Below are 13,943 nucleotides of genomic sequence, written 5' to 3'. Positions count from 1 at the left end.
TATGTTTGGTGTCCGGTTCAGCCGCCCGTGGCCGCTTGGGCCTCTGCAAAGGGGCGGAAATTCGCGAAATCCCAATGACGGCCGGGGGCCGCGGCGATCAGCGCCTTGGTGTAGTCCTGCTGCGGATCCGACAGGACCTGCGCGGCTGGGCCATATTCGACCACCCGTCCGAACTGCATCACCATCACCTCGTCGCAGATTTGCGCGGCGACGCCGAGGTCGTGGGTGATGAAGAGTATGCCGAGGCCAAAGCGTTCCTGCAATTCCGCAAGCAGGTCAAGCACCTGGGCCTGTACCGACACATCAAGCGCCGAGACGGCCTCGTCCGCCACCAGCACGTCAGGGTCCATGGCGAGTGCACGGGCGATGGCGATGCGCTGGCGCTGTCCGCCGGAGAACTGGTGCGGGAAGCGGTCAACGGCGCTGGCGGGCAAACCCACCAGCTCCAGAAGTTCGCGTGCCCGTTCAAGTGCCTGCTTGCGCGGCACGCCGAAATTGAGCGGCCCTTCGATAATCGACTGGCCGATTTCAATGCGTGGATTGAGCGAGCGCATCGGATCCTGAAACACGATCTGCAGCTTTTTGCGTTCTGGTTGCAGGGCCTTCTGGGACATCGATGCGATGTCCTGCCCGCCCACGACGATGCTGCCCGAGGTCGGGTCGATCAGCCGCATGATGCAGCGCGCGACAGTAGATTTGCCCGACCCGCTCTCGCCCACGATCCCCAGAGTACGCCCCTGCATCAGCTTCAGTGACACGTCCTGCGCCGCCTTGACCTCGCGCGATTTGATAAAGAGACCGCCACCGCCATAGGTTTTGCACAGATCGATCGTCTCCAGCACCGTCTGGCCGGTCCCTCCCTCGCGCGGCGCACGTGGTACCTGACTGGGGACAGCGCGTAAAAGATCGCGTGTGTAATCGGTCTGAGGATGCCGCAGCAGGCTATCGACAGGCTGGGTTTCCATCACCTCGCCCAGCTTCAGAACGGTCACGTCGTCAGCGATCTCGGCCACGACGCCCATGTCGTGCGTGATGAACAGAACCGAGGAACCCTGTTGTTCGCGCAGTTCACGGATGAGTTCGAGAATTTGCGCCTGCGTTGTGACGTCGAGCGCGGTCGTCGGCTCGTCTGCGATCAGGAGTTGTGGGCGCATGATCAGCGCCATGGCGATCATGATCCGTTGGCGCTGGCCGCCGGAAAGCTGGTGAGGGAAGCTGCGGTACATCTTTTCGATGTCTGGCAGGTGCACTGCTTCCATCATCTCCAGCGTCCTTTTTCGACGCGCCGACTGCGAGAGGTCGCTGTGAAACTCGAGCACTTCCTCGATCTGCTGGCCGACCCTTGCCACCGGATTGAGCGCGGTCATCGGTTCCTGAAAGATCATCGACATCGCCGTGGCGCGCAGATCGCGCATCCGGCCGGACGAAGTGGCGAGCAAATTCTCTCCCTTGAGCTTGATCGAGCCGGAAATCGGGCTGAGGACCTTTGGCAGAAGCCCCATTGTCGCAAGAGCGGTAAGGGATTTTCCCGACCCGCTTTCGCCGACAAGACACATGGTCTGGCCGGGTTCGATCATCATGTTCAGTCCCTTGACGACCTGCTTGTCCGCCTCGCCGTTCAGCGCGATGCGCAGGTCGGTGATTTCGAGTAGGTTACTGCTGGTCATCGGTCAATTCCCCGTTGCGCCATGCGTGGGTCGAGTGCGTCGCGAACGGCATCCCCAAGCAGGTTGATCGACAGGATCGCCACGGATACGACAAGGCCGGGCCAGAGAACGATACCGGGATTTATCTGAAAGTAGATGCGGCCCTCAGCCATGATGTTGCCCCAGCTGGGGGTCTCGGGGTTTATGCCCGCGCCCAGGAAGGACAGGATCGCCTCGGTCAGGATTGCGCTGGCGCAAATATAGGTGCCCTGGATGATAAGGGGCGCGATTGTGTTGGGCAGCAGATGACGCCGCATGATGAGCCAGGTGGACGACCCGGCGGCGATGGCGGCTTCCACATAGGGTTCTTCGCGCGCGGACAGGACAACCGAGCGCACAAGGCGCACCACGCGCGGTACCTCGGGAATGGTGATCGCCACCAGCACGGTCCAGAGCGATGCTCCCCAGAGCGAGACGATTGCGATGGCCAGAAGGATGTTGGGGATCGCCATCATCCCGTCGACCATCCGCATCAACACCGCGTCCAGCCAACGAATGTACCCAGCCAGCAGCCCCAGAACGAGCCCCGCCAGTACAGCTGCAATTGCGGCACCTACGCCTACGACGAGCGAGATGCGCCCCCCCGTCACGATCCGGCTGAAAAGGTCGCGCCCGAAGGCATCCGTGCCCAGCCAGTAGACCTCGCTCGGGGGTTTGAGGCGTTCGGCGGGGGTAAGTCGGACCGGGTCATGGGGCACGACCCAGGGCGCGAAGAGGGCTGACAGAACGATGAGGATAATCAGAACGGTGGCCAGCATGACGATTGGGCTCGAGGTGACGATCTCCCGTATCCGGCTGAGGGCGGACGTGGTCTCGCGCGGCGGGGCGACGGAGGGGGCTTGGGATTGATCGGTCATGAATAGCGGATCCTCGGGTCGAGTAGCACGTAGCTGATGTCGATCAGCAGGTTCACAATCACGTAGATAAGCGAAGCAAGCAGGATCACCGCCTGAATGACGGGATAATCCCGCGCGAGGACCGCATCGACTGTCAGACGCCCCAGCCCCGGCAAATTGAAAACCGACTCGGTCACCACCACACCGGAGATGATCAGCGCAAAGCCGATGCCGATGACCGTGATGATCGGCACCGAGCAATTGCGCAGTGCATGACGCATCAGCACGCGAACTTCGGGCAGGCCCTTGGCGCGGGCAGTGCGGATATAATCCTCGCCCAGAATTTCCAGCATGGAGGTGCGCGTGATGCGGGCGATCAGGGCGATGTAGAGTAAGGTCAGGGTCAGGGTTGGCAAGGCGATGCGATGAAAGAAGTCGCCCGCGCCGTTTCCGATGGGGCGGAAGCCCTGCACAGGGAACCACCCAAGTTGCATCGAGAACAGCGAAATCATCAAATAGCCGATCACGAAGACCGGGATCGAAAAGCCCAGCACCGAAAGCAACATCACGAAGCGGTCGATCAGCGTGCCGTGCTTCCATGCGGCGATGACGCCCAGCGGCACCGCGATTACGACCGACAGGACAATCGTGGTCAGCGCGAGAGATATCGTTGGTTCCATCCGATCCGCAATCAGCTTGAGCACTGGTTCGCGTGACTGGATCGATGTGCCGAAGTCGCCCTGCAACAGCCGAATAATCCAGTCAAAGAACTGCACCAGCATGGGATCATTTAGGCCAAGGGAGTCACGGATCGCTTCCAGCTGTTCCGGCGTCGCCGTATCTCCGGCGATGATCGCCGCTGGATCGCCGGGGGTCAGCCTGAGAAGCAGAAACACGAACAGCGCGACGAACCCCATTACGGGGATTGATGCGAGAATGCGTTGGAATATGTAGCCAATCATGCCGCAGGGCCTTTCGACTTGTCAGGAGAGTCTGCGCGCATGCAACCCGCGTGCAGGTATAGTCCCGCGCCGAAACGCGGGACCTAAGGCTTTGTCTACTTGGAGATGTTCCAGAACAGCGGTGCAGGCGCGTCCAGCACCCCTTCAATTTCAGAAGACCATGCTGTGGGAACGAAGTACTGCCCGATCGGTGCATAGACGCCCTCTTCGAAGGCAATCTTCTGTATCTCTGCGGCAAGTTCTTTCTGTTTCTCCAAATCGGTCTCTTTGGCATAGGCCATGCGCAGCTCCTCGAGCTTTGGCACATCCGGCCAGCCGAACCAACCGCCCTCTGGGCCCTTGCCGTTGACCATATTGTTGACCAACGGGTTGAACACGTCGGCACCAACCCAGTTGGTCATAAACATGTGCCAGCCGCCCTCATCGATTGGGGCCTGACTTGCGCGACGGCCTACGAGGGTTTGCCAATCCATGGCTTGCAGATCGACAACGAAGCCCGCATCGCGCATGGCTTGCGCCACGACAACCGGTTGCGTGCGCAGTGTGCCCACATCGGTTGGATGCATGATAACGATCGGGGTACCGTCATAGCCAGCCTCGGCCAGAAGCGCCTTAGCCTTCTCCATGCCGTTGCCCTGGATCAGGGTTTCGGATCCGACATCAGTCGCAAGCGGCGTGTTACAAACGAACATCGCGCCGCACAGACTGTAGTATGCAGGGTTGCCGACTAGCGCGTCGAGCACATCCTTCTGATAGACGGAGGCAATCGCAGCGTTGCGGATTCGAGGATCATCCATCGGTGAGTTCAGCGTGTTTGGGCGCATGATCGTCTGGAACCCAAGCGCATTGAGGTTCTTGACTGTCACGTCCGGATTCGCTTCGAGGATCGGCAGAAGATCGGAGGGCGGGCTTTCCCAATAGTCAATCTCACCGGCTTGAAGCGCATTCAGGGCGGTTTGGTCGTCGGGCATCACGACCCATTCGACGCGGTCCACCTTGACCACCTTGCCGCCCGAAGCCCAGCTGGGCGGTTCGTCACGCGGGACGTAGTCTTCGTTCTTGGCATAGACCGCCTTTACACCAGGCTGAAATTCCTCGGCAACCCACTTGAAGGGGCCAGAGCCGATTTGCTCGGGGATTGGTTCGGTCGAGGGTGTCTCGGCCAGCCGCTTGGGCATGATGAACGGCACGTTGGAGGACGGCTTGGCGAGGCTGTCGATCACGAGGCCGTAGGGCTCCTTGAGTTTCATGACGAACTCGTTGGGGCTGACGCCCTGGCTCATGCTGTCAACGAAGCTCATCAGAACCTGGCCCATGCCGTCACGCTCGCCCCAGCGGGCGATGGAGGCGGCAACGTCCTCTCCGGTGACGGGGGCGCCGTCATGGAACATCAGCCCGTCGCGCAGGGTGAAGGTGTAGGTCAGCCCGTCATCTGACACCGTGTGGCTGTCCACCATCTGCGGCTGCGGCACCAGGTTGCTGTCAAGGGCATAGAGGGTGTCGAAGATCATGTAGCCGTGGTTCCGGCTCATGTAGGCAGTCGTCATGATCGGATCGAGCACGCGCAGTGCGGAGTGCTTGACCGCCGTCAGTGTCGTCTCGGCGCTGAGCGGCGCCGCCAATGCGGACGCCGCGGCAAGCGTGGCCGAGAAGGCCGCGCCGCGCATCAGGCTTCGCGCGTTCTTGAAGGTGAAAGGTTTTGTCATTCTTGTCTCCCTGTTGAGTGTGGATGCGGCACGGCGCCGCGGACTTGAAAGCCTAGTGTCGTCAGTGGGTCGCTTGTGCCTCCTGCTGTCCTGCGTTTGGGAATGTGTCCGGGGCGCGGAAAGCCGCCCCGAGCGGTTCGAGCCGCATGCCGGGTGCAAGGCGGGTGAAGGGCAGGCTTGCCGGGCTGATCGGCATTGGCCCCGGTGCCACGCACGTCAGGATGCACTCAGCTATGGGGTCGAAATCGGCGCGGAAATGCACCGAGCTCTTGTTCACGAGAATGGCCTGTTCTGTCGGTTCGATCCCAACGAAGCGATACATCTGCTGATCTGCCATCTGTGCCTTTTGCGAGGCCACGACAATGCGCACGCCTCCGATGCGCAGGCACGCAGAGGGGCCAAGATCGAGCGGCGCGCCGCCATAGAAAGGGCCTGAGGCGACGAACCTGCCGTCCGATAGGGTTTCGACGGTGAAGCGGCCCCGGAAGGGCGAGTCACCCGGAACGCCGGAAAATCCGCCCAGTGCAATCTCGATTTCTGCGCCGACACCAGCGGCATGGGCCGCGGCAGCGGCCTTGGGGTCGACCATGATGCCAAGGGCTGCGCGCTGTGCGTCGGCAGCCACGAGCGCGCGCAGCATTCCAGTGGTGTTGGAATCGCCACCCGCGCCGGGATTGTCCTGTGTGTCCGCGACCACAACGGGCCGCGTCGCCGTCCTGGCAATGCGCATGGCTTCGGCGACGCCGTCGTCGGGGCCGAATGCTTTTCCCGCGAACTGTGCCTCAGCTTCGAGGACCGCGCGTTCGATGGCGTCTGCGGCGCGGTTGGACGCTGCACTATCTGGTCCGTAGCAGACAACGGTCGGGCCACAGCCAGGAAAATCGGCGGCTGGGAAGCCGAAGAAGAACGAGGTGCTTGAGACGTTCTCATTCTCCAGGTCCGCGACAAGGTCGTAAATGCCACTGGCGGGCTGGGAGAGCGTGCTTTGCCAGGCGATCGGGATCAGGAAAGGTAAACGCCGGAAGGCTTTCGCGAAGGGCGCGCCGCGTTCCATCAGCAGGTGCAGCTGTCGGGCGGCGCGGGTGCCGGTGTCTGCCATGTCCACATGCGGATAGGTCCGGAAGCCCACCAGCACATCAGCGGCCGCGACCATCCGGTCGGTGATGTTCCCATGCAGATCCAGTGCAGCAACGATCGGAATATCCGGCCCAACCACAGCACGGACCCGGTCGAGGAGCGCGCCTTCACCATCGTCTTCATGTTCGGCCATCATCGCACCATGCAGGTCGATGAAAACGCCGTCCAAATCCCGTGCGGCCGCTATTCCGGCGACAATTTCTTCTGTGATCGCATCATAGGCGTCGCGGGTGACATGTGCCGACGGAATCGCACCGGCCCAGAGAACGGCCTCCATGGACCAGCCCGCCTGCATGCCGAAATCCACCGCGCCACCGATTCCAAGGTTGATGCCACGGCCACGCGACAGAACCTCGGACCCGCGCGAGAGCGGCATGTAACCGCCACCCTGAACAAATGCTGCCATGTCCGCCCGCGTCGGAGCGAACGCGTTCGTTTCATGCAAAAATCCGGCAAGTGCGACTTTGAACGTCACTCTTTTCCCCCAGCGCAGCCCTATGGAAAATATCAGATGCAGGCCAACATCTGAGAAATCTTTCCAAGGGCCAACTATATTGCAATGCAATACGCCTGCATTGTATCGTAAGCGTAGAATTTGAGTTTGCGCGAAGTCAAGCGTTCGCTGTGGGGCTGCCTATGCCGAGAAACACGATCAGGGCCGAATCCGGCGTCAGGGACCTGACCGATGCCGAACGCGCGGATCCGCTTTTCGTGCAATCCGTCGAACGGGCGATGAAAGTTCTCTCGGCGTTTCACGAGACCGAACGCCCTTTGTCCCTTTCAGATATATCTGAACGTATAAAAGTCGACCGGAGTGCCGTTCAGCGCATGGTACATACCCTGCGAGCCTTGGGATATTTGCGCCGAGATGCCAATGGCCAGGGCATTGTGCCCGGCCTGCGGTTGCTCGATCATACGCTCGACATGCTGCGGCTTGATCCGTTGGTGCGGCGCGCCACGCCGGTTTTGCAGGAATTGCGCGGGTCGGTGAAAGAACGGGTTGATCTGTCACTCTTCGACGACCTGCGCGTAATTTATGCAGTTCGCCTGCAAACTAAGCGACAAACATTCAACACGACGCTGGTCGGTCACAGTGTTCCGACCTTTTGCAGCTCTGGTGGGTGGGCGATTCTCTCGCGGTTGCCCGAAGACCAGGCGCGCGACATTCTCGAGCGGTCCGATCGCCGCCCCTTTACGCCCCATACGCTGGGCACGCCGGACGAGATACTGGAACAGGTCAGGACGGCGCGGGCGGAGGGCTATGCGCTGGCCTGCAACCAGATCCTTATCGGAGAAATCGCGGCCGGTTTTCCGGTCATGGATGCGGACGGCCGACCGGTCGCCGCAATTCACGTGGCGGGTTCGCTGTCCGAGTGGAGCGCCGATGAATTCATCTCTTTCGTTGTGCCGCATGCCGAAGCCGCGGCCCGTGCCATCAGTCTTTATTGAAGAAAATCCCGATCCCATGACCCAGCTCAAGCTCAAAGGCCTTTCCGCCCCCGCAAGTATCCATGTCGATCCATGGGGCATGGCCCATATCCGTGCGGCCAGTGCGATGGACGCGTTCTTTTTGCAGGGCTTCAATGCCGCGCGCGACCGGCTTTGGCAGATCGACCTGTGGCGCAAGCGGGGGCTTGGCCTGCTTGCCGCGGATTTCGGGCCCGGCTACCTGATGCAAGACCGGGCGGCGCGGCTGTTTCTCTATCGGGGCGACATGGCCGCGGAATGGACGGCCTATGGCACGGACGCCGAAGAGATCTGCACGGCCTTTGCGGCTGGTGTGAACGCGGGCATGCAGGCCACGCTTGATGGTGATCTGCCGATGCCACCCGAGTTCACCGCGCTTGGCACCCTGCCCGCTTTCTGGGCGCCCGAGGACGTTGTGCGCATTCGCACCCATTGCCTGACGCGCAACGCCGCATCAGAGCTTGCGCGGGCCCGTGTCCATGCGCTTGCGGATCCTGAAACCGATCTGCTGCGCGTGCCGCTTTGCCCGCCGGTGCCGGATGCCGAATGGGCCAACACCCAGGGCGCGGACCTGCCCGCGGAGGCGCTTGCGGTCTTTGAACTGGCGACCGCGCCCGTGACCCTCAGCCCCGAGCGATTGAATGCATCCCTAGACGAGGCCGAGGCCTGGAGCGCGGTCGATGCCGCCAAGACCGTGATCCGTACGGCGGTTCCGATGGAAGGGTCGAACAACTGGGTGGTCGGACCTGAACTGACCAAGAGCGGGCGGCCAATAATGGCCAGCGATCCGCACCGTCTGCATTCGGCCCCGTCCTTGCGCTACATGGTGCATCTGAGCGCGCCGGGTCTCGACGTGATCGGCGCGGGTGAGCCGTCTTCGCCGGGGATCATGGCGGGTCACAACGGCACCTCGGCCTTCAGTCTGACGATCTTCTGTGCCGACCAGGAGGACGTGGTTGTCTGTGATCTGGTGGATACAGACCGCTATGTCTATGGCAGCGGCACACGCGAGATCGTGCGTTTGGAGGAGGTTTTTGCGGTCAAGGGCGCACCGGATCAGACATTGACGCTTGAGTTCACGCATCACGGTCCGGTCGTCTGGCGCAGTCCGGACGGTGGGCGCGCGGTCTCGGTGCGCACGGTCTTCACCGAAGCGGGCACCGCGCCCTACATGTGCAGCCTGAAGGCCATGCGCACCACATCGATGGAGGATTTTCGCCAGTCGGTGCATACCTGGGGCGCGCCGTCGGTCAACCTGGTCTATGCCGATACGGCGGGGGATTTCTGCTGGCAGCCTGCGGGGTTCGTGCCCAGGCGCGGGGGCTGGCGCGGGCTGAGCCCGGTTGCAGGAGATGGCCGTTTCGAATGGGCCGGGTTCATGACGGCTGCCGATCTTCCGGCGCTGTGCAACCCGGAAAAGGGCTTTGTGCATTCGGCCAACGAGATGAACCTGCCCGAGGGCTGGGATCACGATGCGCATCCCGTAGGTTACGAATGGTTCGAGGACGGGCGGGCGGACCGGATCGCCGCACGCATCGCGGATGGGCAGGTCGCCGATGTAGCGGGCAGCTGCGCGTTGCAATGCGATACCTATTCGGACCTGGCCATGCGCCTGGTGGCGCTGATCCCCGCCGCCGCGGCCGAGACGGCGAGGAGGCTGCTTGTGGAGTGGGATGGGTTCGCATCGCCCGACAGCGCGGCCGCCCTTGTTTTCGAGCTTTGGTTTTCCTCGCATGTGCGCCCCGGACTGGCCGACCGGGTTGCCGATACGCCCGCTTTGCGCGCCTATCTGGCGGTGCCCAATGCGGTCACGACGGTGCGGCTTTTCGAAGGGACCCATCCGGGGCTTGCCCGCCGGGCCGGGTTGGAAGACGCGGGGCAGCGCGGGGCATTTCTGGCCGAGACGCTGCAGGCGGCATGTGATGATGCGCTGCGCCGTTTCGGTCCAAACCCCAACGCCTGGCGCTGGGGGGATCTGCACAAGGGCTATTTCGCCCATGCGGTGTCGAAGGTCGCGCCCGGACATGACGTGGGTCCGGTGGACAAGGGCGGAACGGGCACGACCGTGATGCTGGCCAATTACGATCCGGTTTCGTACCGTGTCACCCATGGCGCGTCGGTGCGCATGGTGGTTGACGTGGGCGACTGGGACAAGTCGGTCTGGATCAACGCGCCGGGCCAGTCCGGTCTGCCCGGCAGCCCGCATCACGCCGACCTGATGCCGCTTTGGGCGGCGGGCGAATATGTCCCGATGCTCTATTCCGCCGAAGCGATCGACCAAAGCGCGGCTTCGGTGATCCACGTCGCGCCGGCCTAGACCGGGTTCAGGCCACACCAGCGCGCGATGAAACCGGCAAGCACCTTGGTCAGCTGCCGCACCGATTGCAGATCGACCCGTTCGTCGAAGCCATGGATGTTCTCGGCCCGCGGGCCGATACAGAACGCGGGCACGCCGTAGTAGAGCCCGTAGAAACGCGTGTCCGTCAGCGCAGTCATCTTGTTTTCTGCAAGTTTCGCGTTCGGGCCAAACACACCGCGATAGGCCTCTTGCATCACGTCAAGTGCCGGATCGGCGTCTGCGCCCAGCACATATCCTTCGGCCTGGAACCCGTTCCAGATTACTTCGGGCGGGTTGTTTCCGAGGAAGGGATGATCGCGCGTCGCCCCCGTGATGCAGGCTTCGATCTCGGCCTTGCAGGCGTCCAGATCCATACCCGGCAGGACCCCCATCCGGCAATCGACGTCGCACCATGCGGGCACGCTCGACGCCCAGTCACCGCCGACGATCTTGCCTGCATTGAGGTTGAGCGGATGCGGCACGTCCTTGTAAACCGTATGGCGCTTGGCACGCTCGTTCCAATCGGCCTCCAGTTTCTTCAGCGCTCGAAGCAGATCAAAGCTTGCCATGATCGCGTTCGAGCCGTCCCCCGCGACAGCCACGTGAACCGGCTTCCCACGCACACGCAGCTTGAACCATAGCACGCCAATCTGCGCGCGATTGATCTTGAAGGCCGATGGTTCGGGCAGCACCGCGACGTCGGCCCGGTAGCCGCGTTGCAAGGTCGAAAGCGCGCCGAGCCCGGTGCTTTCCTCTTCGATCACCGATTGCAGATGCACCCGTGCCGCCGGTTCGAACCCGGCTGCCCTGATCGCATCGAGCGCAAAAAGCGCCGCGACGGTCCCTGACTTCATGTCGCCCGCACCGCGGCCATACATCCAACCGTCCCGCACCAGCCCGGAAAACGGCGGGTCGGTCCACATATCGGAGGGTCCCGCTGGCACCACATCAAGATGACCCTGAAGAATAAGCGAGCGGCCTTTCACCTCGTTGGGATGATGCGTCCCCACCACGCTGCGCGCCCTGGAAAAATCGCCTTCGATCGGGCCGAAACCTGGCAGAGGTTCGAGATCTTCAAGGCGGATATGCCAATCGTCTACCTCGTAGCCCCGCGCGCGCATGGCATCGGCCATGAAATCCTGTGCCGGCCCTTCACAAAAACGTACGCTTGGAATGCGCACGAAATCCGCCAGGAAAAAAACCTGCTTTTCAAATCCCGCATCGACCGCATCTTCGATCGACCTCTGTGCCTTGGAAGATAAAGACAATTCCGATCCGTCCTCTTCACTGGAGTTTGGGGCATCATTGATCACGGCTGGTGCCACGGCAAGCGAGGATTGCAGGCCTCTGAGGCGTTAGGCGCGAAAGCCTGCAAAGATAGCAGAGTTTTATCAGGGCGACTGACAATCACGTGTCGTGCGTTCTGCCCTGATCCCAGCCTGCGACATCTGCGGTCTCTCACCGGATAGGTGGAATAACAGAAATCCAGCCTGAGGGGGTTTCTATCGTCTAACTGTTTCTGCCCGCCCGCTTGAATAAACCATTTCCGACAGACAGGTGTTGAGGCAAACTCTTCCGGTATGAAAAGTTCAATGACCGCGACGGGAGCCTCTTACAAGACAGCAGATTTACTTTGGCAGGCATCGGCCTGCGAGATTGCCGAACGGGTGGCGAAGGGCGAGATTTCGGCGCGCGAGGTCGTGGAGGCCAATATCGCCCGTATGCATGACCGCAACCCGGCGATGAACGCCGTGGTCGATGACCTGTCGGAAGAGGCCATGGCCGAGGCGGCGCGGCTCGACGAGACCTTTGCCAGGTCGGGGCCGGTGGGGCCGCTCCACGGCGTACCGGTGACGATCAAGGAGAACATCGACCAGAAGGGGCGCGCCACACCCAATGGCGTGAAGGCGTTGAAAGACCTGATCGCGCCGGCCGACAGTCCCTTTGTCACGAACCTCAGGAACGCAGGCGCGGTCGTGATCGGCAGGACGAACACGCCGGAGTTCTCCTTCCGGGGCACGACGGATAATCCGCTGCACGGACGCACCTTCAACCCCTGGAACGACTGGGCCAGCGCCGGGGGGTCGTCGGGCGGCGCGTCCTCGGCAGTGATGTCGGGGATTGGGGCGATTGCCCATGGCAACGATATCGGGGGCTCCCTGCGTTTCCCGGCGACCTGCACGGGGGCGGCGACGGTCAAACCCGGACTGGGGCGCACGCCCGCCTACAACCCGTCGCAGACCGCCGAGCGGGGGATCCTCGCGCAGGTGACCTCGGTGCAGGGCGTCATCTGCCGCGAGGTGCGCGACGTGCGGCTGGCCATGCAATCGGCCGTCGCCTACAGCCCGCAGGACCCCTGGCAGGTGCCAATGCCCTGGGAAGGGCAGAAGGTAGATGGCCCGATCAAGGTTGGTTTCACCAGGGAAACATACGGCTTCGACCTCGACCCGGCAGTGGATGCTGCCCTCGCCACCGCGCGACAGGCACTGGCCGACGCGGGCTATGCGGTGGAGGAGATCGAGACCCCGGACATGTTCAAGATCGGGCGCGAGGCGACACGCACGCTCTTCGGGGAAACGGACGCACTGATGGGCGATTTCATCCGCGCCCATGCCAGCGCGGATTTCCTGACCTACTGGGATCACTGCCTTGAGATCGCGCCGCCTTACCGGGGCGACGACCTGCTGGCCGCCTATGCCCGCCGCGCGGGCCATGTGCGAAAATGGATGCAGCTTCTGGCCGATTACCCGCTGGTGCTGACGCCCTTCCTGCTGAGCCCCACTTATGCCCACGCCCGCGACTACGAGGGGCGCGTGGGGGCGGAAGAGATCATGCTGCGGGGCTTCTATTCCTTCTCGATGAACTTCATGGGTTTGCCCGCTGGCAACATCCCGGCAAACTACAACGACGGCCTGCCGGTCGGGGTACAGATCGTGGGGCAGCGGTTCCGCGAGGACATGATCCTCGATGCCTGCGAGGCGGTGGAGAGCCGCGTGGGCGTTATGGCGCACCGTTTGTTCGCGCGCGGGTGAGAAGCGGGGCTAGTCCCCGCGCACCGCCTCACGCAGAAAGTCTTCGGCCCATTGGTACAGGCTTTTCCCCGAAAGCTCCGCCGCAAGTGCGGCTTTGCGGTGGACATCCGGGTCGACCCGGAACATCACCTTTCCGGAATAAGGCTTTGGCGGTTCCTTGCCCACGCGAGCGCAGGTCTCGGTATAGTCATTGACCGCCTCGTGAAAGGCTTCTCTAAGGGCTTCGACACTGTCGCCATGAAAGCCAACACCGTCACGGATGCCAGCGATCCGTCCGGTCAGGATACCGTCGTCATCATCATACTCGATCCGGGCCGAAGAGCCCTTGTAGGTCATGACATTCATCATGATTCCACTCCGATCCTTAACAAGAACGCCCTGGCCGCGCGCACCTGGTAGCGTTTGGCCTCCTTCTCTGGTTGCGGGCGGTGAAACGTTTCGATCTCTCCGTCTTTCTCAAACCTTACCCACGAACCGCTGCCCTCGATCAGCCGCGCCCCCGCCGCGATGAGCAATCGTTCGATGGCCTTCCACTCCACCGTTCCCGAAACCGGATCGGTAAAGACAAGCCGGAGCGTCTTGTGGTGTTTGCTGTTCATGGCATTACTCAGGAGATGCTAGCGAATTCTGCAAGCATATCTTGAATGCTTGGTCCGGGTCGGCACATTCGATCTCTTGGTCGGATGTGCCTCACCCCAAAGGATATGTCACCTAGGTCCCGTAGGCCCCTGCCGCGTGTCGCAATCCGAGTAAACAAGT

11 protein-coding genes are annotated in these 13,943 nt (G+C 62.2%); 3 read left to right on the top strand and 8 right to left on the bottom strand.

All coding sequences use genetic code 11. The annotated features are described in order from the left end of the window. Nucleotides 1–17: 17 nt before the first annotated feature. The 5 genes from AB2B41_RS12545 to AB2B41_RS12525 all read right to left on the bottom strand — a co-directional run bounded on the left by AB2B41_RS12545 (nucleotide 18) and on the right by AB2B41_RS12525 (nucleotide 6,822). Nucleotides 18–1,667 (bottom strand): ABC transporter ATP-binding protein, encoded by a 1,650-nt coding sequence (locus AB2B41_RS12545; protein ID WP_367878139.1) that lies wholly within the window; start codon nucleotides 1,665–1,667, stop codon nucleotides 18–20. Continuing rightward, complete coding sequence (locus AB2B41_RS12540) at nucleotides 1,664–2,464, bottom strand: ABC transporter permease (RefSeq protein WP_420014290.1); 801 nt, start codon at nucleotides 2,462–2,464, stop codon at nucleotides 1,664–1,666. Before AB2B41_RS12540 ends, AB2B41_RS12545 begins: the two co-directional genes overlap by 4 nt. A gap of 95 nt (nucleotides 2,465–2,559) precedes the next feature. Then, nucleotides 2,560–3,504, bottom strand: coding sequence for an ABC transporter permease (locus tag AB2B41_RS12535; RefSeq protein ID WP_367878137.1), 945 nt, complete (start codon nucleotides 3,502–3,504; stop codon nucleotides 2,560–2,562). A 95-nt stretch (nucleotides 3,505–3,599) separates the two neighbouring features. Then, nucleotides 3,600–5,210 carry an ABC transporter substrate-binding protein gene (locus tag AB2B41_RS12530; protein WP_367878136.1) on the bottom strand — a complete coding sequence of 537 codons (1,611 nt, stop codon included), beginning with the start codon at nucleotides 5,208–5,210 and terminating at the stop codon, nucleotides 3,600–3,602. A gap of 61 nt (nucleotides 5,211–5,271) precedes the next feature. Next, nucleotides 5,272–6,822 (bottom strand): M81 family metallopeptidase, encoded by a 1,551-nt coding sequence (locus tag AB2B41_RS12525; RefSeq protein WP_367878135.1) that lies wholly within the window; start codon nucleotides 6,820–6,822, stop codon nucleotides 5,272–5,274. 161 nt (nucleotides 6,823–6,983) lie between these two features. On the opposite strand from AB2B41_RS12525, the gene AB2B41_RS12520 reads away from it, so the two are divergent. Then, nucleotides 6,984–7,796 carry an IclR family transcriptional regulator gene (locus tag AB2B41_RS12520; RefSeq protein WP_367878134.1) on the top strand — a complete coding sequence of 271 codons (813 nt, stop codon included), beginning with the start codon at nucleotides 6,984–6,986 and terminating at the stop codon, nucleotides 7,794–7,796. A gap of 16 nt (nucleotides 7,797–7,812) precedes the next feature. Further along, complete coding sequence (locus AB2B41_RS12515; RefSeq protein WP_367878133.1) at nucleotides 7,813–10,131, top strand: penicillin acylase family protein; 2,319 nt, start codon at nucleotides 7,813–7,815, stop codon at nucleotides 10,129–10,131. On the opposite strand, the gene AB2B41_RS12510 is transcribed toward AB2B41_RS12515, so the two are convergent. After that, a complete protein-coding gene (locus AB2B41_RS12510; protein ID WP_367878132.1) occupies nucleotides 10,128–11,465 on the bottom strand; it encodes an ArgE/DapE family deacylase in 1,338 nt (445 codons plus the stop codon). The genes AB2B41_RS12515 and AB2B41_RS12510 overlap by 4 nt on opposite strands. Before the next feature lie 279 nt (nucleotides 11,466–11,744). On the opposite strand from AB2B41_RS12510, the gene AB2B41_RS12505 reads away from it, so the two are divergent. Further along, nucleotides 11,745–13,184, top strand: a complete 1,440-nt coding sequence (locus AB2B41_RS12505) for an amidase (protein WP_367878131.1) — start codon at nucleotides 11,745–11,747, stop codon at nucleotides 13,182–13,184. 9 nt (nucleotides 13,185–13,193) lie between these two features. Here AB2B41_RS12505 and AB2B41_RS12500 read toward each other — a convergent pair whose 3' ends face one another. Continuing rightward, a complete protein-coding gene (locus AB2B41_RS12500; protein ID WP_367878130.1) occupies nucleotides 13,194–13,532 on the bottom strand; it encodes a type II toxin-antitoxin system HicB family antitoxin in 339 nt (112 codons plus the stop codon). Further along, nucleotides 13,529–13,783: a type II toxin-antitoxin system HicA family toxin gene (locus AB2B41_RS12495; RefSeq protein WP_367878129.1), complete on the bottom strand. Its 255-nt coding sequence runs from the start codon at nucleotides 13,781–13,783 to the stop codon at nucleotides 13,529–13,531. Before AB2B41_RS12495 ends, AB2B41_RS12500 begins: the two co-directional genes overlap by 4 nt. Nucleotides 13,784–13,943 lie beyond the last annotated feature (160 nt).

Source organism: Sulfitobacter sediminis (assembly GCF_040811725.1).
Lineage (GTDB): Bacteria > Pseudomonadota > Alphaproteobacteria > Rhodobacterales > Rhodobacteraceae > Sulfitobacter > Sulfitobacter sediminis.
Note: the sequence above shows the minus strand (reverse complement) of the source record. Positions and strands in the feature narration are given on the sequence as shown.

Excerpts from the sequence above, each read along its gene's own strand:
- AB2B41_RS12545 (WP_367878139.1), bottom strand. The coding sequence starts at position 1,667 with ATGACCAGCAGTAACCTACTCGAAATCACCGACCTGCGCATCGCGCTG.
- AB2B41_RS12540 (WP_420014290.1), bottom strand. The coding sequence starts at position 2,464 with ATGCTGGCCACCGTTCTGATTATCCTCATCGTTCTGTCAGCCCTCTTC.
- AB2B41_RS12535 (WP_367878137.1), bottom strand. The coding sequence starts at position 3,504 with ATGATTGGCTACATATTCCAACGCATTCTCGCATCAATCCCCGTAATG.
- AB2B41_RS12530 (WP_367878136.1), bottom strand. The coding sequence starts at position 5,210 with ATGACAAAACCTTTCACCTTCAAGAACGCGCGAAGCCTGATGCGCGGC.
- AB2B41_RS12520 (WP_367878134.1), top strand. The coding sequence starts at position 6,984 with ATGCCGAGAAACACGATCAGGGCCGAATCCGGCGTCAGGGACCTGACC.
- AB2B41_RS12515 (WP_367878133.1), top strand. The coding sequence starts at position 7,813 with ATGACCCAGCTCAAGCTCAAAGGCCTTTCCGCCCCCGCAAGTATCCAT.
- AB2B41_RS12505 (WP_367878131.1), top strand. The coding sequence starts at position 11,745 with ATGACCGCGACGGGAGCCTCTTACAAGACAGCAGATTTACTTTGGCAG.
- AB2B41_RS12500 (WP_367878130.1), bottom strand. The coding sequence starts at position 13,532 with ATGATGAATGTCATGACCTACAAGGGCTCTTCGGCCCGGATCGAGTAT.
- AB2B41_RS12495 (WP_367878129.1), bottom strand. The coding sequence starts at position 13,783 with ATGAACAGCAAACACCACAAGACGCTCCGGCTTGTCTTTACCGATCCG.